Genomic DNA, 21,665 nt, shown 5'->3' with positions numbered 1-21,665 from the left:
AGTACGCCATGAGTGGCCCGCAAAAAGCCAATGACCTGTTGGGACAGATCCCCAAAACCAAAGGCCTGCCGCCGGTGCACTTGTGGAACCCGGACTTCTGCGGCGACATCGACATGCGCATCGCCCGCGACGGCACCTGGTATTACCTGGGTACGCCGATCGGGCGCAAGCCGATGGTCAAGCTGTTCTCCACGATCATCCGCCGCGACGGCGATGACTACTTCCTGATCACCCCGGTCGAAAAGGTTGGGATCAAGGTCGACGATGCGCCCTTCGTGGCAATTGCCGTGGAAGTCGAAGGCGAGGGCGAGGCGCAGGTCCTGCGTTTCACCACCAATGTCGAAGAAACCGCCGAAGCCGGGCCGGAACATCCGATCCGTGTCGAGATCGACCCGACGACTCAGGAACCCGCACCTTACGTGCATGTGCGGACCAACCTTGAAGCGCTGATTCATCGCAATGTGTTCTACCAACTGGTGGAACTGGCAGTCAGTCGCGAAATCGATGGGCAGCGCTGGCTGGGTGTGTGGAGCGGCGGCGAGTTCTTCCGCATCGGCCTCGAACCCTGATCAATACACATCACTAACTGTGGGAGCGAGCCTGCTCGCGAAAGCGCTATGTCAGTCACCATCAATGTTGACTGATACACCGCCTTCGCGAGCAGGCTCGCTCCCACATTGGGTTTGTGGATTGTCTGAAAAATCCCATTGACGGTTATTCGTATGATGATTAGCTTGATGACCCATCGCGAACCGCTTTGAGGTTTTCATGTCCAGCAGCTTTCATGCGTCAACGGTCGACTGGCTGGGCAGCTGGATTGCCGCTGGCCAGGTCAAACCGGGGCAGACGATCAAGGTCGAGGCCGATCTGGGCGAGCAACTCGGTGTCAGCCGTACGGTGATCCGCGAAGCGATCAAAACCCTGGTCGCCAAAGGCATGCTCGAAGTCGGCCCGAAGGTCGGCACCCGGGTATTGCCAGTGCGGCGCTGGAACCTGTTCGATCCGCAAGTCGTCGGCTGGCTGTCACGCAACGGCTTGCCGGAAAACTTCGTCGATGACCTGCTCGACCTGCGGCGCACCATCGAACCGATGGCCGTGCGCTGGGCCTGCGAGCGCGCCAGCCTCGAGCAGATCGAAGCCGTGCGACTGGCGTATAACGCGCTGGAGCGGGCGGTCGACAGCGGCATCGATTACAACCGTGCCGACCAGGTGTTCCACGAGTGCATTCTGGCAGCCAGCCACAACCAGTTCATCGAACAAATGGTTCCGGCCCTCGGCGCCTTGCTCGCCGTGTCGTTTGAAGTTTCCGCCGCCGACCCTGACGAATTGCGCCGCACATTACCCATTCACAAGGACATGGCCGACGCCATCGCCGCCCGGGATGCCGCGCGCGGGGTGTGGGCCTGCATGACCCTGATCGACAACGCTGACCTGGCGATCAAACGCTTTTACCCAAAGGTAATGGCCGACAAGAAAGCCAGCTGACAACACAAATCCCCCTGTAGGAGTGAGCCCGCTCGCGATGGCGCCGTACCAGAAAAAGCCACTTTGACTGAACCACCGCCATCGCGAGCAGGCTCACCTCCTACAGTTAAAACAACAACATGAAGGATTCAACATGACGTGGACCGCCGTAACCCAACACCGCGCCAAGCTCGGTGAAGGCCCGTTCTGGGATGCCCCGACTCAGGCGCTGTACTGGGTCGATATCGCCGGCAGGCAGGCGCTGCGGCTGATCGGCAACAACGTGCAGATCTGGCAGATGCCCGAGCACGTTTCCGCGTTCATCCCCTGTGCCGGTGGCGATGCGCTGGTGACCCTGAGCAGCGGCGTGTATCGGCTGGACCTCGATTCCCCGGGCCTCGAACCACGCCTGGAATTGTTCTGCATCGCCGACCCGCAACCGGGCAATCGGCCCAACGAAGCACGCTGTGATGCGCTGGGCCGACTGTGGCTCGGCACCATGCAGAACAACATCGGCGACCACGGCGAAGACCTGCCGATCACCCGTCGCTCCGGTGGCTTGTTCCGCATTGATCCAGACCAGCGCGTCACGCCGTTGCTGCGCGGCCTGGGGATACCCAACACGCTGTTGTGGAGTGAAGACGGCACCACGGTGCTGTTCGGCGACAGTCTTGATGACACGCTGTATCGCTATTTTATTCACGCCGACGGCAACCTTGATGTAGCTGATCCCTGGTATGGCCCTGATCAGAACGGCGGTCCAGACGGTTCGGCGATGGATGCCGAAGGTTATGTGTGGAACGCGCGGTGGGACGGCAGTTGCCTGCTGCGTCTGACGCCGGAAGGCAAGGTCGACCGCAGGATCGAACTGCCGGTCAGCCGCCCGACCAGTTGCGTATTCGGCGGCGAGGATCTGAAAACCCTGTACATCACCAGCGCCCAGAGTCCGCACAACCACCCGCTGGATGGCGCGGTGTTGTCGATGCGCGTCGATGTGCCGGGCAAACTCTGCACGCGGTTCGCGGGTTAAATCCCAGAATATGGGATGCAAAATTATATATTGAGATTATTTGGCGGTCGGGTTTATAGTCGGCTCCAGCAGTAACACGCACTCACACTTAAAAAGAACAAAACAGGTGAAGTGATGCAGCGAATCTCTATCGCACTCCCCAACGGAGTCAGCGTCTCGCAACGGCCCGGCGTCGCTCGCCGCGCCTGCCTGTCTTGTTCTCACAGTCTTCCAGACCGGACATCGTCAGATGCCCGGTTTTTTTGTGCTTACGAGCAGGAGTCCTGATCCATGGCTGAACCTCTTTCCTTGCCGCCGGTGCCCGCGCCGCCGAGAGGCGAGCGTCTGAAAAACAAAGTGGTCCTGCTGACCGGCGCCGCTCAAGGCATCGGCGAAGCCATCGTCGCCACCTTCGCCTCGCAGCAGGCCAAACTGGTGATCAGCGATATTCAGGCGGAGAAAGTCGAGCAGGTTGCCGCCCACTGGCGCGAGCAGGGCGCCGACGTGCAGGCGATCAAGGCTGACGTGTCGCATCAGCAAGACCTGCACGCCATGGCCAGACTCGCCGTCGAACGCCACGGGCGCATCGACGTGCTGGTCAACTGCGCCGGGGTCAACGTGTTCCGTGACCCGCTGCAAATGACCGAAGAAGATTGGCGCCGCTGCTTCGCCATCGACCTGGACGGCGCCTGGCACGGCTGCAAAGCCGTGCTGCCACAGATGATCGAGCAGGGCGTCGGCAGCATCATCAACATCGCTTCGACCCATTCCAGCCACATCATTCCCGGCTGCTTCCCGTATCCGGTGGCCAAGCACGGCCTGCTCGGGCTGACCCGGGCGCTGGGCATCGAGTACGCGGCGAAAGGCGTTCGGGTCAACGCTATCGCCCCGGGCTACATCGAAACGCAACTGAACGTTGATTACTGGAACGGCTTTGCCGATCCGCATGCCGAGCGTCAGCGCGCCTTTGACCTGCACCCGCCAAAACGCATCGGCCAGCCGATCGAAGTGGCGATGACCGCGGTGTTTCTGGCCAGTGATGAGGCGCCGTTCATCAACGCCTCGTGCATCACCATCGATGGTGGTCGCTCAGTGATGTACCACGACTGAGCGGACCGGGTTTGAAGCGGATGAATCCGCCTGAAATCCAATCATCATACGATATGACTATTTTCAACAAAGGCTGTTGTTACACGCTGTGAACGATTGAACGCCGCAACTCGTGGCGAGGGAGCAAGCTTCCTTGCCACAGTTTTCAAACATTGCTCAAAAAAAATAACAAGGAGTCAGCTTATGAAACGTCGTTTCGGGATTCGTACCCTGTGCAGTGCCGCGCTGGCGGTCACTGCGTTCAGCCTGAGCAGTTCGCTGCTGGCTGCCGATGCCGTGAAAATCGGTTTCCTCGTCAAACAGGCTGAAGAGCCCTGGTTCCAGACCGAATGGGCCTTCGCCGAGAAAGCCGCCAAGGACAAAGGCTTCGAACTGATCAAGATCGCTGTGCCGGACGGGGAGAAAACCCTCTCGGCCATCGACAGCCTCGCCGCCAACGGGGCCAAGGGCTTCGTGATCTGCCCGCCGGACGTGTCGCTCGGCCCGGCGATCATGGCCAAAGCCAAGCTCAATGACCTCAAAGTGATCGCCGTCGACGACCGTTTCGTCGACGCCAACGGCAAGTTCATGGAAGACGTGCCGTACCTCGGCATGGCCGCATTTGAAGTCGGCCAGAAGCAGGGCAACGCGATGGTCGCCGAAGCGAAGAAACGCAACTGGGACTGGAAAGACACCTACGCCGTGGTCAACACCTACAACGAACTCGACACCGGCAAGAAGCGCACCGACGGCTCGGTCAAATCCCTGGAAGACGCCGGCATGCCGAAGGATCACATCCTGTTCGCGGCGCTCAAGACCCTCGACGTGCCGGGCAGCATGGACGCCACCAACTCGGCGCTGGTCAAACTGCCGAGCGCGGCGAAGAACCTGGTCATCGGCGGGATGAACGACAACACCGTGCTTGGCGGCGTGCGCGCCACCGAAGCCGCCGGGTTCGCTGCGGCCAACGTGATCGGCATCGGCATCAACGGCACCGACGCCATCGGCGAGTTGAAAAAGCCCAACAGCGGTTTCTTCGGTTCGATGCTGCCGAGCCCGCACATCGAAGGCTACAAGACTGCCGAGATGATGTACGAGTGGGTCACCACCGGCAAAGAGCCGCCGAAGTACACGGCGATGGACGACGTCACCCTGATCACCCGCGAGAACTTCAAGCAAGAGCTGGAAAAAATCGGCCTGTGGAATTGATGGCTGCTCGATCGGTGTGAAGAGGTGACTCAGATGCACGCGCAAGTACAGACACATGCAAGCAGCGCCGGCGGCAGCCTGCGCTTCAACGGGATCGGCAAGACCTTTCCCGGGGTGAAGGCGCTGGACGCGATCAGCTTCGTCGCCCATCCGGGGCAGGTCCACGCCTTGATGGGCGAGAACGGCGCCGGCAAGTCGACCCTGCTGAAGATCCTCGGCGGGGCCTACATCCCGAGCAGCGGCGAGTTGCAGATCGGCGAGCAGACCATGGCCTTCAAGTCGACGGCCGACAGCATCGGCAATGGCGTCGCGGTGATCCACCAGGAGCTGCATCTGGTGCCGGAAATGAGCGTGGCCGAGAACCTGTTTCTCGGCCATCTGCCGGCCAGTTTCGGTCTGATCAATCGCGGCGCATTGCGCCAGAACGCCTTGGCCTGCCTCAAGGGCCTGGCCGATGAAATCGATCCGCAGACCAAGGTCGGGCGCCTGTCGCTCGGCCAGCGGCAATTGGTGGAAATCGCCAAGGCGCTGTCCCGTGGCGCGCATGTGATTGCTTTCGACGAGCCGACCAGCAGCCTTTCGGCCCGCGAGATCGACCGTTTGATGGCGATCATCAGCCGCTTGCGCGATGAGGGCAAAGTGGTGCTCTACGTCTCCCATCGCATGGAAGAAGTGTTCCGCATTTGCGATGCGGTGACGGTGTTCAAGGACGGCCGTTACGTGCGCACCTTCGACGACATGAGCCAGTTGACCCACGATCAACTGGTGACCTGCATGGTCGGGCGCGACATCCAGGACATCTACGATTACCGCAGCCGCCCGCGTGGCGCGGTGGCGCTGAAGGTCGACGGTCTGCTCGGCCCGGGCCTGCGCGAGCCGGTGAGTTTCGAGGCGCACAAGGGCGAGATTCTCGGGCTGTTCGGCCTCGTCGGTGCCGGGCGCACGGAATTGTTCCGGCTGCTCAGCGGGCTGGAGCGCAACACCGCCGGACGTCTGGAATTGCGCGGCCATGAACTGAAGCTGCGCTCACCGCGTGACGCGATTGCCGCCGGGATCCTGCTGTGCCCCGAGGACCGCAAAAAGGAGGGGATCATCCCGCTGGCCAGCGTCGCCGAGAACATCAACATCAGCGCGCGCGGTGCCAATGCCAGCCTCGGCTGTCTGTTGCGCGGGCTGTGGGAGAAGGGCAACGCCGACAAACAGATCAAGGCGCTGAAAGTGAAAACGCCGCATGCCGGCCAGCAGATCAAATTCCTGTCTGGCGGCAATCAGCAGAAGGCCATTCTTGGGCGCTGGTTGTCGATGCCGATGAAAGTCTTGCTGCTCGACGAACCTACTCGCGGCATCGACATCGGTGCCAAGGCCGAGATCTACCAGATCATCCATAACCTGGCCGCCGATGGCATTTCGGTGATCGTGGTGTCCAGCGACCTCATGGAAGTGATGGGCATTTCCGACCGCATTCTGGTGCTGTGCGAAGGCGCGCTGCGCGGCGAAGTCAGCCGCGACCAGGCCAATGAATCCAACCTGTTGCAACTGGCTTTGCCGCGCCATCGCGCTGACGGCGTGGCGAACTGAGAGGTGAACATGATGACCATCCAAAACAAGGCGCTGCCGACTCCCCGCAAACCGCTGGACCTGCGGCGCTTCCTCGACGACTGGGTCATGCTGCTGGCGGCCATCGGCATCTTCGTCGCCTGCACGTTGCTGATCGACAACTTCCTGTCGCCGCTGAACATGCGCGGGCTCGGGCTGGCGATTTCCACCACCGGCATCGCCGCGTGCACCATGCTCTACTGCCTGGCGTCAGGGCATTTCGACTTGTCGGTGGGCTCGGTGATCGCCTGCGCCGGGGTGGTCGCGGCGGTGGTGATGCGCGACACCAACAGCGTGTTCCTCGGCGTCAGCGCGGCGCTGGTGATGGGCCTGATTGTCGGGCTGATCAACGGCATCGTGATTGCCAAGCTGCGGGTCAATGCGTTGATTACCACGCTGGCAACAATGCAGATCGTTCGTGGCCTGGCCTACATTTTTGCCAACGGCAAAGCGGTGGGCGTGTCGCAGGAATCGTTCTTCGTCTTCGGCAACGGCCAATTGTTCGGCGTGCCGGTGCCGATCCTGATCACCATCGTCTGCTTTCTGTTCTTCGGCTGGCTGCTGAACTACACCACCTACGGCCGCAACACCATGGCCATCGGTGGCAACCAGGAAGCGGCGTTGCTTGCCGGGGTCAACGTTGACCGGACCAAGATCATCATCTTCGCCGTGCACGGTGTGATCGGTGCGCTGGCCGGGGTGATTCTGGCGTCGCGCATGACCTCCGGGCAGCCGATGATTGGCCAGGGTTTCGAACTGACCGTAATCTCGGCGTGTGTGTTGGGCGGGGTGTCGCTGAGTGGCGGGATCGGCATGATCCGGCATGTGATTGCCGGGGTGTTGATTCTGGCGATCATCGAGAATGCGATGAACCTGAAGAACATCGACACGTTTTATCAGTATGTGATTCGCGGTTCGATTTTGCTGTTGGCGGTGGTGATCGACCGCCTGAAACAACGCTGATTCTATCTGTAGAAGCATAATTTTGTGGCGAGGGAGCTTGCTCCCGCTCGACTGCGCAGCAGTCGCAAATCCGGACAGTGCGGTGTATCAGACTCATCGTTGTCACGGGTTTTGGGGCCGCTGCGCAGCCCAGCGGGAGCAAGCTCCCTCGCCACAGTTATGCATTCTTCTGTCCGAATTCCTAAAAACCTCTTGCCCGCCCGCACCCGTTTCGGGTATCAATTTGTACATGATTAGACAGGTACGATTTGACAAGAAACAACGGGTGGTCGACGAACTCGTCCGGCGCATCGAAAGCGGCCTCATGGAGGACGGCTTTCTGTTGCCCGGCGAGCATCAGTTGGCTCAGGAATTCAACGTCAGCCGTGGCACGTTGCGCGAAGCGCTGGCCGAACTGAAGCGGCGCAATTACATCGCCACGCAAAGCGGGGTCGGCTCCATCGTCACGTTCGACGGTGTGGTGCTCGATCAGCGCAGTGGCTGGGCGCAGGCGCTGGCCGACAGCGGGGTGCTGATCAATACCGAAGTGCTGCGTCTGGAAGCCGTGACCCGGCCCGACCTGCTCTCGCGTTTCGGCACCGAACAATTCATCACCCTCGACCGGCGCCGGCGTTCCAACGACGGCACGCTGGTGTCCCTCGAGCGCTCTTTGATGCCGGCCACCGGGGGCCTGGAAAGCCTGCCGCGTGTCGGTCTGATCGACAGTTCGCTGACCATCACCCTGGCCGCCTACGGCTACATCGGCGAGCGCGGCGATCAATGGATCGGCGCCGAGCCGCTGAATGCCGAAGATGCCGAACTGCTCGGGCGCCCGGTGGGGACGGTTTTCCTCAAGGCCCTGCGCACCACCTACGACCGGCAGAACCGTTTCATGGAGCAGGTCGAAAGCCTGCTCGACCCGGTGCATTTCCGCCTGCACCTGCAATTTGGAGAATCGAAATGACCGCGCTCAACCGTGCCCTTGGTGCGTTTTATGGCCTGGCCCTCGGTGATGCGCTGGGCATGCCGACGCAATCGCTGAACCGCGAAACCATCAAGACCCGCTTCGGCCGGATCACCGACCTGCAGGACGCCGGCCCGCTGCAGCCGATCGCCGCCAACATGCCCAAAGGCTCGATCACCGACGACACCGAACAGGCGATCCTGGTCGGCGAGTTGCTGCTCGAAGGCAAGGGCCGGATTGAGCCGGCAGTGCTCGCCCAGCGGTTGATCGAGTGGGAGGCCGAGATGCAGGCCAAAGGCTCGCAGGACCTGCTCGGTCCGTCGACCAAACGCGCCATTGAAATGATCCTCGCCGGCCACTCGCCGGAGGAGGCCGGACGCTACGGCACCACCAACGGCGCGGCGATGCGCATCACCCCGGTGGGCATCGCCGCGGACGTGGCCGATCCCCAGCGCTTCATCGCGGCGGTGGTGCAGGCCTGTCAGGTCACCCACAACACCACGCTGGGCATTTCCAGTGCGGCGGCGGTGGCGGCGGTGGTCTCGGCCGGGATCAACGGCATGGACCTGGGCGAGGCGTTGAACCTCGGCCAGCAGATTGCGCAACAGGCCGAAGCACACGGGCACTGGGTCGCGGGAGGGCGTATCGCTTCGCGCATCAGTTGGGCGCGCACCATCAGCGTCGACAGTGACAAGGCGCTGCTGGCGGATTTGCTGTACGACGTGATCGGCACATCGGTGGCGTCGCAGGAGTCGGTGGTGGTGTCGTTCGCCCTGGCGCAGCAAGTGGCGGTCGGTGAGATGAACGCGTTCGATGCGCTGTGCATGGCCGCCAGTCTTGGCGGTGACACCGACACCATCGCGGCGATTCTCGGCGCCATGCTCGGCGCCTGCCTGGGCCTTGAGAGCTGGCCGGTGCCGATGATCGACACGGTCAAAGCGGTCAATCATCTGAAGCTTGAGCCCCTGGTGCAGGGGCTGTTGGCCCTGCGCTGATCACATAACTGTGGCGAGGGAGCCTGCTCCCGCTGGGCTGCGAAGCGGCCCCAAACCCTGCTGACTGGTGCGAAAACATCGTACTGACTGGATTGCGACTGCTGCGCAGCCGAGCGGGAGCAAGCTCCCTCGCCACAAAAGCACTAAATTTTGCGTCATTGCCACAACCACAATAAAGGCAAACAGGAGCACTGTTCATGAGTTCATCAAACGCCGGGCAAAGCGCCGGACAGCTGGAAACCCGGGGTATCGAACCGGTGCCGGAAGCCGAGTGCAACGGCCACCCGCTGCAGCTGTTCTGGGTCTGGTTCGCCGCCAACATTTCCATTCTCGGTCTGCCGCTGGGCGCCACGCTGGTGGCGTTTCGCGGGTTGGCGATCTGGCAGGCGATCATCGTCGCGATTGTCGGTGCGGCCGGTTCGTTTGCGGTGGTGGGGATCATCTCGATTGCCGGCCGCCGGGGACGTGCGCCGAGCCTGACCTTGTCGCGGGCGATCTTCGGCGTACGCGGCAACATCGGCCCGACGCTGGTCTCGCTGATGTCGCGCCTGGGCTGGGAAACCGTCAACACCACCACGGCGGCATTCGTGCTGCTGTCGCTGTGCTCGATCCTGTTCGGCTCCCCGGTAGAAGCGAAAAGCGCACCGCTGCTGACACTGATCTTCATCGCGATTTTCGTCCTGCTGACCCTGTCGGTTTCCGGCCTCGGTCATGCCACGTTGCTGGTGATCCAGAAGTGGGCAACCTATGTGTTCGGCGCGCTGAACATTCTGGTCGGCGGCTTCCTCTGCGCGACCATCGACTGGAGCGCGGTGTTCAACGCCACCCCGGCGCCGCTGAGCGCGATGATCATCGGCATCGGCACCATGGCCGCCGGCACCGGGATCGGCTGGGCAAACGCTGGTGCCGACATGTCGCGCTATCAACACCGCAGCGTCAAAGCCGTGCGTCTGGTGGCGTCGGCGGCGTTCGGCGCGGGGATTCCGCTGGTGCTGCTGATCACCCTCGGCGGCCTGCTGTCGGTGGGCAACAACGACCTGGCCTCGGCAACTGACCCGATCGTGGCCATCCGCGACATGCTGCCGACGTGGATGGCCGTGCCGTACCTGATCACCGCGTTCGGCGGTCTGCTGCTGTCGAACAACCTCTCTGTGTACTCCGCCGGTTTGACCACGCTGACCCTCGGCCTGAAGGTCAAACGCGTGTACGCGGTGGTGGTGGACATCGTCGCGATCTTCGCCGGCTCGATCTATTTCATGCTGATCGCCGACAGCTTCTACGGTCCGTTCATCACCTTCATTTCCCTGCTGGCGGTGCCAATCACCGCGTGGGTCGGGATTTTCGTGGTCGACCTGATTCACCGCCATTACTACAGCCCCAAAGACCTGCTCGACGTCAGCCCGAGCAGCGCCTACTGGTATCGCGGCGGCATCGAGTGGCGCGCGTTCGGCGCCTGGGCGATTGCCATCGTGCTCGGCTTCAGTTTCACCACCATCGGCACCACCGCCGAGAACGTCTGGTTCAAGGGCTTCCTGTCCGACTCGTGGCTGGGGCACAACGGTCTGGGCTGGATCGTGACCTTCGTGGTGGCCGGTGGCATTTACTTCGTCCTTGGCGGGGCGAAAGATCGCCGCGCCGCGCAAGTCGAGAATGCTCATGCCTAAGATGTTGCACACCGGCCAGGTCATCATCGACCTGGTCATGGCGGTGGATCAGCTGCCACAAGTCGGCGGCGATGTGCTGGCGCAGTCTGCCGGTTTCGAGGCCGGCGGCGGGTTCAACGTGATGGCCGCTGCCGTGCGCAATGGTCTGCCAGTGGTGTATCTCGGCCGCCACGGCACCGGGCGTTTCGGCGATCTGGCACGCCAGGCGATGAGTGAAGAGGGCATTCACATCGGCATTAAAACGCCTGCGCCGCGCGACACCGGGATTTGCGTGGCACTGACCGATGCGTCGGCCGAGCGCAGTTTCATTTCCTACATCGGCGCTGAAGGGGAAGTTACCGAGGAAGACCTGAACAGCGTGACGGCCGAGGCGGGCGATTACGTTTATGTGAGTGGCTACAGCCTGCTGCATGAAGGCAAGGCGCAGGCGTTGCTGGACTGGACGCTGGCGCTGCCCGATACGATCAACGTGGTGTTCGACCCGGGCCCTTTGGTCGAGTCACCGGATTCGCCGTTGATGCAGGCGCTGCTGCCGCGCATCGATGTGTGGACCAGCAACAGCGTCGAGGCGTTGCGGTTTACCGGGGCTGCGGACCTCGCTGAAGCCCTGGATCGTCTCGCTGAGCATCTCCCGAAAGAGGTGCTGCAGGTGGTGCGCGACGGGCCGCAGGGTTGCTGGATTCAACAGCGTGGCGAGCGACGGCATGTGCCGGGGTTTGCGGTAAAAGCCGTGGACAGCAACGGAGCGGGCGATGCCCATGCCGGGGTGTTTGTCGCCGGATTGGCGCAGGGTTTGAATGCGCATGAGGCCGCACGGCGGGCCAATGCGGCGGCGGCTGTGGCGGTGACGCGGTGGGGGCCGGCGACATCGCCGGGGAGTGCTGAGGTTGATGCATTGATACGCGGCGACTGAACAACCGTCATCGCCAGCAGGCTGGCTCCCACAAGGAATCACGTCGCTCACAAAACCCCTGTAGGAGCTGCCGCAGGCTGCGATCTTTTGATCTTGAAAGATCGCAGCCTGCTGCGGCTCATATAGGACTCTACTGCTCGCGGAACGACCGTCAGCTATCGAGCTTTCGCGCCGCTTCAACCCCAGCCGCACTGAGCTTGATCGGCAAATTCAACGAGTGTTCGCCGGCTTCGTTGCAGGTCACATGACCATGGTGGATCAGTCCGCGTTCCTGCAGGGCGGCGAGGGCGCTGGCCACGACTTTCTCACCGCGATAATTGTCCAGTACCTCTTTGCCCAATCCGCTCGGGTGGGCGTGCAGCAGGCGGGTGAGGACTTCTTTTTCCAGGTTTTTATCGACGTTCATGGTTACCTCTTCATGGATGTGAATAGGACGCTCGCGTCGGCGAACTACTGGCCGCTGCCCTCGGAGCCCGAACCACCCGTGGTGGTTTTCGAGCCGATGCCGGGGCCGGCGTTGTCGGGTGTGGCGGGGGAGTCAGGGGTGTTCATGCCACCCTGGCGGCCGGGGTCACTGCCCTGGGTACGTGGGTCAGTGCCGGTGGCGGGCGGCTGGTTGATCAGGGGGACGCCGGAGCCGTCGGTATTCATGCCGGGGGCACTGTTGATGACCGGGGCTCGCGGTGGGGTCGGATCGGTAGGGCCTGTGCCTGCGGCAGTTGCAGCGAAGGCTGCGGGGCAGAGCAGGGCGGTGAAGACAACAGCGGTCAACCTTGACGAAATCATAGGGCTTCTCCAGTGATTGGAATCCTTACCTTTTATTGGTCTGCCCGCGAATTGGATTGGTGCCTGAGGAACGACGAACGGTCTATATCACCTGCGCGGCTTTGACGTTGAGCCGGCGCCAGAGCAGTCGGCCGAGGGTGATCAACCAGTTCACCAGTGCGACCGCCAACACCGTAAGCAACAGCGTTGCCATACCGTGTTCGACGATGATTTTTCCGGCCAGTAACGGAAAGCCAAAAACGCCGATGAAGTAGGCAAGACTGAATAGCAGCAGTGCCTGCGAAGTAGTGCCATTCGGTGCTTCGTTGGCGGCCAGGCCGTTGATCACCGAATACGTCAGGCCGTAACCGACACCGAGCATCATCGCCGCCAGCAGATAAGCGAACCCGTTGTGGACGACGAACGTGAACAGCACAATCGAGCCGAGCATCAGCCCCGACAGCAGACACGACGCGCGCAACGGATCACGCTTGACCACGAAGCCTGCGATCAGCATCCGGCTACTGATCGCCGCCCCCATGAAACCGAGAAAGAACAGCGAGTAATCCAGCGAGCGGGCCGCGGCATAACTGGTCTGGAAACTCGACAGGCCACCGAATACACAGCCGCCAAGGCCGACCATGATGATCGGAAACAGACTTGCTGATCTCAGGATCACTGCACGCCGGAGTAACTGCTTCAGACGATGCCGATCTCTTCCTTGAACTGCTCCATGAAACCCTTCAGGCGTTGATGGCGGATCTGCGCCAGACGTTGACCCGCAGCGGTCTGGAAGCCTTCGGCGAGGTGCAGCAGCTTGGTCTGGAAGTGGTCGAGGCAAAAGCGCGTGTCGTTGTAATCGCGATGTTTAGCCTCCGGATCCTGTGGGTCGTAAAGCGCCGAGCCCATGCGCCCGGCAACGTAGAAGGTGCGGGCGACACCGAGCATGCCCAGTGAGTCGAGCCGATCGGCGTCCTGAACCAGTTTCGCCTCAAGGGTGAGCGGGGTGATGTTGGCGGAAAAACTGTGGGCTTCAATGGCGTGGGCGACGGCGCTGATGTTGCTTTGGGACCAGTCCAACGCGGCCAGCACGTTGGCGGCTTTTGTTGCGGCGAGACGTGAAGCCTGCGAGCGCAGCGGCGAGTTCTTTTCGACGGCGACGCAATCGTGCAGCAGCACGGCGGCAAGCAACACCTCAAGGTCTCCGCCTTCCTCGGCCTGCAAGGTGCGCACGTTGTGCCAGACCCGTTGCAGGTGCGCGAGGTCGTGGGCGCCGTCGTCGGAGGGTTCAAGGGCGTGGGGCAGCAGTGCGCTGGCGAGGGTGGTCAAAGGGGCAAAAGCGCTGGCAGACATAAGTGTTCTTTCAGTTGAGTTGAGCTTTGTTGGCAAGGGAGCTTGTCGAATCGTCGCACCGTCCCGCTCAACTGCGTGACAATCGCAAAACCCGGAAACAAGCCCTGTCTGATGGATCACATTGAAGGGTATTGGGGCCGTTGCGCAACCCCGCGGGAGCAAGCTCCCTCGCCACAACAGCAATGCAGCTTTAGTATGGCGCTTTCCCTTTTCCGACAAGGCCCGTCCATGACGATCGAGATCCGCCCGGCGACCCCCAGCGATGCACCGCAAATTCTCGCCTTCATCACCGAACTGGCAGATTTCGAAAAGGCCCGTCACGAAGTGATCGCCAGCGTCACCGACATCGAGCGCAGCCTGTTCAGCGAAGGCGCCACCGCCCACGGCCTGATCTGCCTGCGTGATGGTGTGCCGATCGGTTTCGCGGTGTTCTTCTTCAGCTATTCGACGTGGCTTGGCAGCAACTGCCTGTACCTCGAAGACCTCTACATCACCCCCGAACAACGTGGCGGCGGCGCCGGCAAAACCCTGCTGCGCCACTTGGCGAAAATTGCCTGCGACAACGACTGCGGCCGTTTCGAGTGGAGCGTGCTGGAGTGGAACACCCCGGCCATCGATTTCTACAAATCCCTCGGCGCGCAGCCGCAGGAAGAGTGGGTGCGTTATCGCATGGATGGCAAGGTGCTGCGGGAATTTGCCGAGGGATGATCCTCAGGGCTTCGATGTGGTTTTGGCTGTTTCATCATCAGTCATTTCCCAATTGCCGCTCAGCAATCCATCAAGTGTCTTGCGCACGGAAATCTTGAAAGCCCCGCCCTTCCTTTCATCGAAAGCCGCTTTCCAGTAGGTGTAGCCCTGACTGAAATCCGGAATCTGCGCTGTTTCTCCCAAGCGCCGGGTCAGGCTGCGCTGCAATGCTGCGGCTTGAAAAGGCAGATGCGGCATTTCGTTGAACTCGCCTCCGGTGACCGGGTTGGTCATCCGGATGCCATCAACGCGGATATGCACGACGGTGCCGTAGTGCGGATAGTTCTCGATTTTGAGGATGGTCACGGTTGAGGCTTCTTCGCCCGCGCGGGTCTTATAGGCCCAGATGTCGCCCTCTTTGATAGCGGGCAAGGCGCTGGCAATCGCCGCGAAGCAGAGCGCGCTACAGAGCAGTAACGCCGTTAAAGCGGTTTTCATTTTTTCTTCCTTGAACAGGCCGTGAGCAGTCGTTGCGTAGACGCGACCGGCATTTTAGAGATTTGGCAAAGAAACGGTTGTTACACTTGTAAATCCCACAATATGGGAGAGATATTTATATATTGAGATTTTCCTGCGCCAAGGTTTATAGTCCATCGCACTCACTGCCAAAAACAAAACAGGTGAAGCGATGCAGGCGCAATTGATCGCGCTCGATTGGGGGACGACCTCATTACGTGCTTACAAACTCGCCGCGGGCGCAGTGGTGCTGGAGCAGCGTGCGCTGTCGTTCGGGATCATGCAGCTGCCCAAGACTTCGCGAGTCATCAACGGTCGCGAATGTGCCGACGGTTTTGAACTGGCCTTTGACGAAGCCTGTGGCGACTGGCTCGATGCGCAGCCGGATCTGCCAGTGATCGCTTGCGGGATGGTCGGCAGCGCCCAGGGTTGGCGCGAAGCGGCCTACTGCGAAACACCGGCGAACGTCGCCCATCTCGGAAACTCCCTACAAACACTGGTCAGTCTGCGCGGTACGCGAGTGCATATCGTGCCGGGTGTGATCCAGCGCTCACGGCTGCCCAATGTGATGCGCGGCGAAGAAACCCAAGTGCTCGGTGTACTGCAGAACCTGCCGGTCGATGCTGGCGACGATCTGTTGATCGGCCTGCCGGGCAGCCATTCCAAGTGGGTGGACGTGGTCGATGGCTGCATCACGCATTTCGACACCTTCATGACCGGCGAAGTGTTCGCCGTGCTCAGTGAACACAGCATTCTCGGTCGCACCCAGCAACAGGGTGCGGCGTTCGATGGTCAGGCGTTTGACCGTGGCGTGCAGGTGGCGCTGTCGGCGGACGGTGAACTCGGCGTGCTTTCCACGCTGTTCAGTGCGCGCACCCTCGGCCTGACCGGTGAACTTGCCCCGACGGCGCAAGCGGATTACCTGTCTGGGCTGATGATCGGCCATGAGCTGGCGGCCCTTGCCACGGTTCAGCGGCGTCGCCGCAACAATACGAATCTCCCTTCGATCATCCTCATCGGCAACGCGCAACTCTGCGCCCGCTACAGCCGCGCCCTCGACGCTTGCGGTTTCGCCCAAGTGACGTTGGCCGAGCAGGCCACCGAGCGCGGCCTGTGGCAACTGGCGCTGGCCGCCGGACTGCTCGATTCCTCATCCCATTAACCCTGACTGGAGGCCTGACATGCTCAAGCAAGCACTGGCACAAAACGGTCTGATCGCGATCCTGCGTGGCCTGCATCCGCAGGAAGCCGCCGCTGTCGGAGAAGTCCTGTATGCCGCCGGATTTCGCGTCATCGAAGTACCGCTCAATTCCCCTTCGCCGTACGAAAGTATCCGCACCCTGCGCCAGACCTTACCCGCCGATTGCCTGATCGGCGCCGGCACGGTGCTGACTGCGGAACAGGTCGAGTTGGTCAAAGAGGCGGGCGGCCAGGTGATTGTCATGCCGCACAGCGACGCCAAGGTATTGCGCGCGGCGAAAGCGGCGGGGCTGTTTCTGTCGCCGGGTGTCGCCACGCCGACCGAAGCGTTCGCGGCGCTGGAGGAGGGTGCGGACATTCTCAAGTTGTTTCCGGCCGAGCAGATGGGCCCGGCGGTGGTCAAGGCCTGGCTCGCGGTGTTGCCATCGGGGACGGTGCTGGCGCCGGTCGGCGGGATCACCCCGGACAACATGCAAGCGTTCATCGATGCCGGTGTGAAAGGTTTCGGACTGGGTTCGGGCCTGTTCAAACCAGGCATGACGCCTGAGCAAGTGGCGGTGAATGCCAAGGCCTATGTGGCTGCGTGGAAGGCTCTTCGTTAAGACTTTTTGGCGCTGCGTGCGCTTCATCCGAATAAGAGAGACAAGCCGATGAAAATCACCAAACTCACCACCTTCATCGTCCCGCCGCGCTGGTGCTTCCTCAAGGTTGAAACCGATGAGGGCGTCACCGGTTGGGGCGAGCCCGTGGTCGAAGGTCGTGCGCACACCGTTGCGGCTGCCGTTGAGGAATTGTCCGACTACCTGATCGGCAAAGACCCACGCAACATCGAGGACATCTGGACCGTGCTGTACCGCGGCGGCTTCTACCGTGGCGGTGCGATTCACATGAGTGCGCTGGCCGGTATCGATCAGGCGTTGTGGGACATCAAGGGTAAGGCGCTCGGCGTGTCGGTGAGCGATCTGCTCGGCGGTCAGGTGCGTGACAAGATTCGTGTGTATTCGTGGATCGGCGGCGACCGTCCGGCTGACACTGCGCGCGCTGCGAAGGAGGCGGTGAGCCGTGGGTTTACCGCGGTGAAAATGAACGGCACCGAAGAGTTGCAGTTCCTCGACACCTTCGAAAAAGTCGACCTCGCCTTGGCCAACGTCGCCGCCGTGCGTGATGCGGTCGGGCCGAACGTCGGCATCGGCGTCGACTTCCATGGTCGCGTGCACAAGCCGATGGCCAAGGTGCTGATGAAGGAACTCGACCCGTACAAACTGATGTTCATCGAAGAGCCGGTGCTCAGCGAAAACTACGAGGCGTTGAAGGAGCTGGCGCCGTTGACCAGCACGCCGATTGCTCTGGGTGAACGGCTGTTTTCGCGCTGGGACTTTAAACGGGTGTTGAGCGAAGGCTACGTCGACATCATCCAGCCGGATGCCTCCCACGCCGGTGGCATCACCGAAACCCGCAAGATCGCCAACATGGCTGAGGCCTATGACGTGGCGCTGGCGCTGCATTGCCCACTGGGGCCGATTGCGCTGGCAGCGTGTTTACAACTCGACGCGGCTTGTTACAACGCGTTTATCCAGGAGCAGAGCCTGGGCATCCATTACAACGAGAGCAACGACTTGCTCGACTACGTGAAGGATCCACGGGTGTTCGACTACGACCAGGGTTTCGTGAAGATTCCGAACGGGCCGGGGCTGGGCATCGAGATCAACGAGGAATACGTGATCGAACGCGCCGCCGTCGGCCACCGCTGGCGCAACCCGATCTGGCGCCATGCCGATGGCAGTTTTGCCGAGTGGTGAGTGCTTTCTGATCCACCACAAATCCCCTGTAGGAGTGAGCCTGCTCGCGATGGCGTCTTGTCTGATACATCAATGCCGGATGTGCCACCGAATCGCGAGCAGGCTCACTCCTACAGGGATTGGTGCAAGGCCATAGGCCGACCTCAAATAATCATAAGAAGAGGCACCCCCTCATGCCACCGCAAACCCTCACCGGGCAGGCGTCTTTAGTCACGCCCAGCCGCAAGCGGTTTTTCATCATGGTGTTGCTGTTCATCACCGTGGTCATCAACTACCTCGACCGTAGCAACCTGTCGATTGCCGCGCCGGCGCTGACCAGCGAACTGGGCATCGATCCGGTACACGCCGGGCTGATTTTCTCCGCGTTCGGCTGGACCTACGCCGCGATGCAGATTCCCGGCGGCTGGCTGGTGGATCGGGTACCGCCGCGCATTCTCTACAGCGTTGCGCTGCTGCTGTGGTCGCTGGCCACGGTGATGCTCGGCTTTGCCGCGAGTTTCATTGCACTGTTTGTGCTGCGCATGGCGGTCGGTGCGCTGGAAGCGCCGGCGTATCCGATCAACAGCCGCGTGGTCACCACCTGGTTTCCCGAACGCGAGCGGGCCACGGCGATTGGTTTCTACACCTCCGGGCAGTTTGTCGGGCTGGCGTTTCTGACCCCGGTGCTGGCGTGGCTGCAACATGAATTCGGCTGGCACATGGTGTTCGTCGCCACCGGCGCGGCGGGGATTGTCTGGGCGGCGATCTGGTACGCGGTGTATCGCGAGCCGCGAGACTTCAAGGGCGCCAACGACGCGGAAATCGATCTGATCCGCGAGGGTGGCGGACTGGTGGATATTCAGGCGCACACGACCAAGGCCCCGTTCAACTGGACCGACCTGGGCATCGTCCTGACCAAGCGCAAGTTGTGGGGCATCTACCTCGGCCAGTTCTGCCTGAACTCGACGCTGTGGTTTTTCCTGACGTGGTTCCCGACCTACCTGGTGAAATACCGTGGCATGGATTTCATCAAGTCCGGCCTGTTGGCGTCGCTGCCGTTCCTTGCCGCGTTCATTGGCGTGCTGTGTTCGGGGTTCTTTTCCGACTGGCTGATCCGGCGGGGCTGCAGCGTGGGGTTTGCGCGCAAGTTGCCGATCATTGGCGGGCTGCTGATTTCCACTTCGATCATCGGTGCCAACTTTGTTGAGTCGACGCCGCTGGTGATTGCCTTCCTGGCGCTGGCGTTTTTCGGCAACGGGCTGGCGTCGATCACTTGGTCGCTGGTCTCGACGCTGGCGCCGGCGCGGTTGCTGGGCCTGACCGGCGGAGTGTTCAATTTCATCGGCAACCTGTCGGCGATTGCCACGCCGATCGTGATTGGCTTCCTTGCCAGCGGCGATTCGTTCGCCCCGGCAATCACCTACATCGCCGTGCTGGCCTTGATCGGTGCGTTGTCTTACGTGCTGCTGGTGGGCAAGGTCGAGCGCATCGAGTTGTAGTGGTCCGCATCGGGCGACCATAATGCCGCCCGTTCCCTCGCTCAACGGTAAAAGGCTGGATATGCAGGAAGACGCCCCGGAAAAAACCAAGGACGCCGCCCCCACCGGCACCCAGACGCTGCTTCGCGGACTGGGGGTGGTGCAGGCGGTGGCCAGTGGCGCCCGCGATCTGAAAGAGATCGCCCGGCTGATCGGCACCACGCGCAGCACCACCCATCGTCTGGCCAGTTGCCTGGTGGACGAGCGCTACCTGCGTGTGGTGCCGCAAATCGGTTATCTGCTGGGGCCAAAGCTGATCGAGCTGGGGTTTCAGGCCCGCGAAGAATTGCCGCTGGTGAATCTGGCCGGGCCGTATCTGGACGAGTTGTCGGCGCTGACCGGCGACACCGTGCACCTGGGCATTCGTGAAGGCGACGAGGTGTTGTACCTGCTGAAGAATCCGGGGCGCAATGGCCCGGAAATGCGTTCGCGGGTCGGCCATCGCATGCCGCTGGCGCGCACCGGGATCGGCAAGGCGTTGATGCTCGATGATGCCCCGCAGGATTGGCAACGGCTGTACGACATCAGCCTGCCGGCGGGTGGGAAAAGTCAGTTCTGGCCGCAGCATCCCCAGCAATCGTGGGAACAGCTTGAGCAGCGCATGACCGAGTACGTGGCCGGCGGCTACGCGTTCGATCTGGAAGACAACGAACCGTCGATCCGCTGCGTGGCGGCGCCGATTCGTGATGCGAGCAAGCGCATTGTCGCGGCGATCAGCATCGCCAGCACCGTGCCGTACATGCCGCTGGAAAAAATGGCCGAGCTGATCCCCCTGATCAAAGGGGTCACAGCCCGGCTGTCAGCGGAGCTTGGCTTGAAGGTTTGAAGCCTTAAACCTTGAGCGTCGCCATGTCGATCACGAAGCGATACTTCACGTCACCGGCGATCATCCGGGCGTAAGCCTCGTTGATCTGGCGGATGTCGAGCATTTCGATGTCGCAGGTGATGTTGTGCTCGGCGCAGAAATCCAGCACTTCCTGGGTTTCGGCGATGCCGCCGATCAACGAACCGGCCAGCACGCGGCGGCCCAGCACCAGGTTGGCGGCGTGCACGGGCGGGTCGATCGGCTCGATCAGCCCCACCAGGATATGCACACCATCAAAGCGCAGGGTTTGCAGGTACGGGTTGAGGTCGTGCTGCACCGGAATGGTGTCCAGCAGGAAGTCGAACCGGCCTGCGGCGGCGGCCATTTGCTCGGCGTCGGTGGAGACGATCACATGATCGGCGCCCTGACGACGACCTTCCTCGGCCTTGCTCGCCGAGCGGGTGAACAGCGTGACTTCCGCGCCCAGCGCCTTGGCAAACTTGATGCCCATGTGGCCGAGGCCGCCCATGCCGAGAACCCCGACCTTGTCACCGGCCTTGACCCCGTAGTGCTTGAGCGGCGAGTAGGTGGTGATGCCGGCGCAGAGGATCGGCGCGGCGCTGGCCAGGTCGAGTTTCTCCGGGATGCGCACCACGAAGTGCTCGCTGACCACGATGCTGTCCGAATAACCGCCCATGGTGTTGCTGCCGTCGACCCGGTCCGGGGTGGCGTAGGTCATGGTCGGGCCTTCGAGGCAGTATTGCTCGAGGTTTTGCTGGCAGGCGGCGCAGGTGCGGCAGGAGTCGACCATGCAGCCGACACCGACCAGATCGCCGACTTTATGTTGGGTGACGTTCGCACCGATAGCGGTGACTTTTCCGACGATCTCGTGGCCGGGCATCAACGGGTAAACGGCGATGCCCCATTCGTTGCGCGCCTGGTGGATGTCGGAGTGGCAGACGCCGCAGTAGAGGATCTCGATCGCCACGTCGTCAGCGCGAGGGCTGCGGCGTTCGAATTTCATCGGGGCGAGGGGAGTGGTGGCCGATTGAGCGGCATAACCGATAGCGGTGTACATGAGAAACCTCGCAGAAGCAGTGACAGGTGAGGTGGTGCATTTTGGGCGCCGTCTGTCGCGGCGGCCATGACGATTCCTCCGGGTCTCATGCCTAATCCTC

General features: G+C 61.7%; 22 protein-coding genes and 1 pseudogene. 17 read left to right on the top strand and 6 right to left on the bottom strand.

All coding sequences use genetic code 11. The annotated features are described in order from the left end of the window. The first annotated feature begins 8 nt into the window (after window positions 1-8). From J5M57_RS13065 to J5M57_RS13015, 11 genes are all read left to right on the top strand, one after another. The gene (locus J5M57_RS13065; RefSeq protein ID WP_007967615.1) at window positions 9-569 is read left to right on the top strand and encodes a DUF1285 domain-containing protein; all 561 of its coding nucleotides are present in this window, start codon (window positions 9-11) and stop codon (window positions 567-569) included. 199 nt (window positions 570-768) lie between these two features. Further along, a complete protein-coding gene (locus tag J5M57_RS13060; RefSeq protein WP_169842091.1) occupies window positions 769-1,485 on the top strand; it encodes a FadR/GntR family transcriptional regulator in 717 nt (238 codons plus the stop codon). A 133-nt stretch (window positions 1,486-1,618) separates the two neighbouring features. Then, window positions 1,619-2,494: an SMP-30/gluconolactonase/LRE family protein gene (locus tag J5M57_RS13055; RefSeq protein WP_207848072.1), complete on the top strand. Its 876-nt coding sequence runs from the start codon at window positions 1,619-1,621 to the stop codon at window positions 2,492-2,494. 270 nt (window positions 2,495-2,764) lie between these two features. Further along, complete coding sequence (locus tag J5M57_RS13050) at window positions 2,765-3,583, top strand: SDR family oxidoreductase (RefSeq protein WP_169842089.1); 819 nt, start codon at window positions 2,765-2,767, stop codon at window positions 3,581-3,583. A 183-nt stretch (window positions 3,584-3,766) separates the two neighbouring features. After that, entirely contained in the window at window positions 3,767-4,771 is a 1,005-nt protein-coding gene (locus tag J5M57_RS13045; protein ID WP_207848073.1) for a substrate-binding domain-containing protein, read from the top strand. 33 nt (window positions 4,772-4,804) lie between these two features. Continuing rightward, window positions 4,805-6,349, top strand: coding sequence for an L-arabinose ABC transporter ATP-binding protein AraG (gene araG / locus J5M57_RS13040; RefSeq protein WP_207848074.1), 1,545 nt, complete (start codon window positions 4,805-4,807; stop codon window positions 6,347-6,349). Between the two features lie 12 nt (window positions 6,350-6,361). Continuing rightward, window positions 6,362-7,330 (top strand): L-arabinose ABC transporter permease AraH, encoded by a 969-nt coding sequence (gene araH, locus J5M57_RS13035; RefSeq protein ID WP_027612371.1) that lies wholly within the window; start codon window positions 6,362-6,364, stop codon window positions 7,328-7,330. Between the two features lie 229 nt (window positions 7,331-7,559). Further along, window positions 7,560-8,273, top strand: coding sequence for a GntR family transcriptional regulator (locus J5M57_RS13030; protein WP_207848075.1), 714 nt, complete (start codon window positions 7,560-7,562; stop codon window positions 8,271-8,273). Continuing rightward, entirely contained in the window at window positions 8,270-9,268 is a 999-nt protein-coding gene (locus tag J5M57_RS13025) for an ADP-ribosylglycohydrolase family protein (RefSeq protein WP_207848076.1), read from the top strand. The genes J5M57_RS13030 and J5M57_RS13025 overlap by 4 nt, the downstream gene beginning before the upstream one ends. A 197-nt stretch (window positions 9,269-9,465) precedes the next feature. After that, window positions 9,466-10,932: a cytosine permease gene (locus J5M57_RS13020; RefSeq protein ID WP_064588666.1), complete on the top strand. Its 1,467-nt coding sequence runs from the start codon at window positions 9,466-9,468 to the stop codon at window positions 10,930-10,932. Then, the gene (locus tag J5M57_RS13015; protein ID WP_207848077.1) at window positions 10,925-11,845 is read left to right on the top strand and encodes a PfkB family carbohydrate kinase; all 921 of its coding nucleotides are present in this window, start codon (window positions 10,925-10,927) and stop codon (window positions 11,843-11,845) included. The genes J5M57_RS13020 and J5M57_RS13015 overlap by 8 nt, the downstream gene beginning before the upstream one ends. Window positions 11,846-11,996: 151 nt before the next feature. Here J5M57_RS13015 and J5M57_RS13010 read toward each other — a convergent pair whose 3' ends face one another. The 4 genes and pseudogenes from J5M57_RS13010 to J5M57_RS12995 all read right to left on the bottom strand — a co-directional run bounded on the left by J5M57_RS13010 (window position 11,997) and on the right by J5M57_RS12995 (window position 13,963). Next, a complete protein-coding gene (locus J5M57_RS13010) occupies window positions 11,997-12,251 on the bottom strand; it encodes a hypothetical protein (RefSeq protein ID WP_064588665.1) in 255 nt (84 codons plus the stop codon). A gap of 44 nt (window positions 12,252-12,295) precedes the next feature. Then, window positions 12,296-12,631 carry a hypothetical protein gene (locus tag J5M57_RS13005; protein WP_207848078.1) on the bottom strand — a complete coding sequence of 112 codons (336 nt, stop codon included), beginning with the start codon at window positions 12,629-12,631 and terminating at the stop codon, window positions 12,296-12,298. Between the two features lie 82 nt (window positions 12,632-12,713). Beyond that, window positions 12,714-13,286 (bottom strand): annotated as a pseudogene (locus tag J5M57_RS13000) (MFS transporter); the annotation flags it as partial. Between the two features lie 23 nt (window positions 13,287-13,309). After that, window positions 13,310-13,963, bottom strand: coding sequence for an HD domain-containing protein (locus tag J5M57_RS12995; protein WP_083368248.1), 654 nt, complete (start codon window positions 13,961-13,963; stop codon window positions 13,310-13,312). A gap of 228 nt (window positions 13,964-14,191) precedes the next feature. On the opposite strand from J5M57_RS12995, the gene J5M57_RS12990 reads away from it, so the two are divergent. Continuing rightward, window positions 14,192-14,671: a GNAT family N-acetyltransferase gene (locus J5M57_RS12990; protein ID WP_169842082.1), complete on the top strand. Its 480-nt coding sequence runs from the start codon at window positions 14,192-14,194 to the stop codon at window positions 14,669-14,671. 3 nt (window positions 14,672-14,674) lie between these two features. Here the strand turns inward: J5M57_RS12990 and J5M57_RS12985 are convergent, their stop codons facing one another. Next, window positions 14,675-15,148, bottom strand: a complete 474-nt coding sequence (locus tag J5M57_RS12985) for a hypothetical protein (protein WP_169842081.1) — start codon at window positions 15,146-15,148, stop codon at window positions 14,675-14,677. A 190-nt stretch (window positions 15,149-15,338) separates the two neighbouring features. Here J5M57_RS12985 and J5M57_RS12980 point away from each other — a divergent pair, with 190 nt between their 5' ends. The 5 genes from J5M57_RS12980 to J5M57_RS12960 all read left to right on the top strand — a co-directional run bounded on the left by J5M57_RS12980 (window position 15,339) and on the right by J5M57_RS12960 (window position 20,508). Beyond that, a complete protein-coding gene (locus J5M57_RS12980) occupies window positions 15,339-16,328 on the top strand; it encodes a 2-dehydro-3-deoxygalactonokinase (RefSeq protein WP_207848079.1) in 990 nt (329 codons plus the stop codon). Between the two features lie 19 nt (window positions 16,329-16,347). Next, window positions 16,348-16,968 (top strand): 2-dehydro-3-deoxy-6-phosphogalactonate aldolase, encoded by a 621-nt coding sequence (locus tag J5M57_RS12975; RefSeq protein WP_169842079.1) that lies wholly within the window; start codon window positions 16,348-16,350, stop codon window positions 16,966-16,968. A 12-nt stretch (window positions 16,969-16,980) separates the two neighbouring features. Further along, window positions 16,981-18,165, top strand: coding sequence for a galactonate dehydratase (gene dgoD, locus J5M57_RS12970; protein WP_279381877.1), 1,185 nt, complete (start codon window positions 16,981-16,983; stop codon window positions 18,163-18,165). A 173-nt stretch (window positions 18,166-18,338) separates the two neighbouring features. Next, window positions 18,339-19,643: an MFS transporter gene (locus tag J5M57_RS12965; RefSeq protein WP_207848080.1), complete on the top strand. Its 1,305-nt coding sequence runs from the start codon at window positions 18,339-18,341 to the stop codon at window positions 19,641-19,643. 61 nt (window positions 19,644-19,704) lie between these two features. Then, a complete protein-coding gene (locus J5M57_RS12960) occupies window positions 19,705-20,508 on the top strand; it encodes an IclR family transcriptional regulator (RefSeq protein WP_064588657.1) in 804 nt (267 codons plus the stop codon). 4 nt (window positions 20,509-20,512) lie between these two features. Here J5M57_RS12960 and J5M57_RS12955 read toward each other — a convergent pair whose 3' ends face one another. Then, the gene (locus J5M57_RS12955) at window positions 20,513-21,565 is read right to left on the bottom strand and encodes an NAD(P)-dependent alcohol dehydrogenase (RefSeq protein ID WP_207848081.1); all 1,053 of its coding nucleotides are present in this window, start codon (window positions 21,563-21,565) and stop codon (window positions 20,513-20,515) included. Window positions 21,566-21,665: the final 100 nt, after the last annotated feature.

Origin of the sequence: Pseudomonas sp. 86_A, from assembly GCF_017491705.1 — a bacterium.
Lineage (GTDB): Bacteria > Pseudomonadota > Gammaproteobacteria > Pseudomonadales > Pseudomonadaceae > Aquipseudomonas > Aquipseudomonas koreensis.
This window is presented reverse-complemented; position numbering and strand designations above follow the sequence as displayed.

What these genes read in the sequence shown, in the direction of transcription:
- J5M57_RS13065 (WP_007967615.1), top strand. Translation starts at nt 9, where the DNA reads ATGAGTGGCCCGCAAAAAGCCAATGACCTGTTGGGACAGATCCCCAAA.
- J5M57_RS13050 (WP_169842089.1), top strand. Translation starts at nt 2,765, where the DNA reads ATGGCTGAACCTCTTTCCTTGCCGCCGGTGCCCGCGCCGCCGAGAGGC.
- J5M57_RS12965 (WP_207848080.1), top strand. Translation starts at nt 18,339, where the DNA reads ATGCCACCGCAAACCCTCACCGGGCAGGCGTCTTTAGTCACGCCCAGC.
- J5M57_RS13055 (WP_207848072.1), top strand. Translation starts at nt 1,619, where the DNA reads ATGACGTGGACCGCCGTAACCCAACACCGCGCCAAGCTCGGTGAAGGC.
- J5M57_RS12960 (WP_064588657.1), top strand. Translation starts at nt 19,705, where the DNA reads ATGCAGGAAGACGCCCCGGAAAAAACCAAGGACGCCGCCCCCACCGGC.
- J5M57_RS13015 (WP_207848077.1), top strand. Translation starts at nt 10,925, where the DNA reads ATGCCTAAGATGTTGCACACCGGCCAGGTCATCATCGACCTGGTCATG.
- J5M57_RS12955 (WP_207848081.1), bottom strand. Translation starts at nt 21,565, where the DNA reads ATGTACACCGCTATCGGTTATGCCGCTCAATCGGCCACCACTCCCCTC.
- J5M57_RS13045 (WP_207848073.1), top strand. Translation starts at nt 3,767, where the DNA reads ATGAAACGTCGTTTCGGGATTCGTACCCTGTGCAGTGCCGCGCTGGCG.
- araG (WP_207848074.1), top strand. Translation starts at nt 4,805, where the DNA reads ATGCACGCGCAAGTACAGACACATGCAAGCAGCGCCGGCGGCAGCCTG.
- J5M57_RS13030 (WP_207848075.1), top strand. Translation starts at nt 7,560, where the DNA reads ATGATTAGACAGGTACGATTTGACAAGAAACAACGGGTGGTCGACGAA.
- J5M57_RS12980 (WP_207848079.1), top strand. Translation starts at nt 15,339, where the DNA reads ATGCAGGCGCAATTGATCGCGCTCGATTGGGGGACGACCTCATTACGT.
- J5M57_RS12975 (WP_169842079.1), top strand. Translation starts at nt 16,348, where the DNA reads ATGCTCAAGCAAGCACTGGCACAAAACGGTCTGATCGCGATCCTGCGT.
- J5M57_RS13020 (WP_064588666.1), top strand. Translation starts at nt 9,466, where the DNA reads ATGAGTTCATCAAACGCCGGGCAAAGCGCCGGACAGCTGGAAACCCGG.
- araH (WP_027612371.1), top strand. Translation starts at nt 6,362, where the DNA reads ATGACCATCCAAAACAAGGCGCTGCCGACTCCCCGCAAACCGCTGGAC.
- J5M57_RS13025 (WP_207848076.1), top strand. Translation starts at nt 8,270, where the DNA reads ATGACCGCGCTCAACCGTGCCCTTGGTGCGTTTTATGGCCTGGCCCTC.
- J5M57_RS12985 (WP_169842081.1), bottom strand. Translation starts at nt 15,148, where the DNA reads ATGAAAACCGCTTTAACGGCGTTACTGCTCTGTAGCGCGCTCTGCTTC.
- J5M57_RS12990 (WP_169842082.1), top strand. Translation starts at nt 14,192, where the DNA reads ATGACGATCGAGATCCGCCCGGCGACCCCCAGCGATGCACCGCAAATT.
- J5M57_RS13005 (WP_207848078.1), bottom strand. Translation starts at nt 12,631, where the DNA reads ATGATTTCGTCAAGGTTGACCGCTGTTGTCTTCACCGCCCTGCTCTGC.
- J5M57_RS12995 (WP_083368248.1), bottom strand. Translation starts at nt 13,963, where the DNA reads ATGTCTGCCAGCGCTTTTGCCCCTTTGACCACCCTCGCCAGCGCACTG.
- J5M57_RS13010 (WP_064588665.1), bottom strand. Translation starts at nt 12,251, where the DNA reads ATGAACGTCGATAAAAACCTGGAAAAAGAAGTCCTCACCCGCCTGCTG.
- J5M57_RS13060 (WP_169842091.1), top strand. Translation starts at nt 769, where the DNA reads ATGTCCAGCAGCTTTCATGCGTCAACGGTCGACTGGCTGGGCAGCTGG.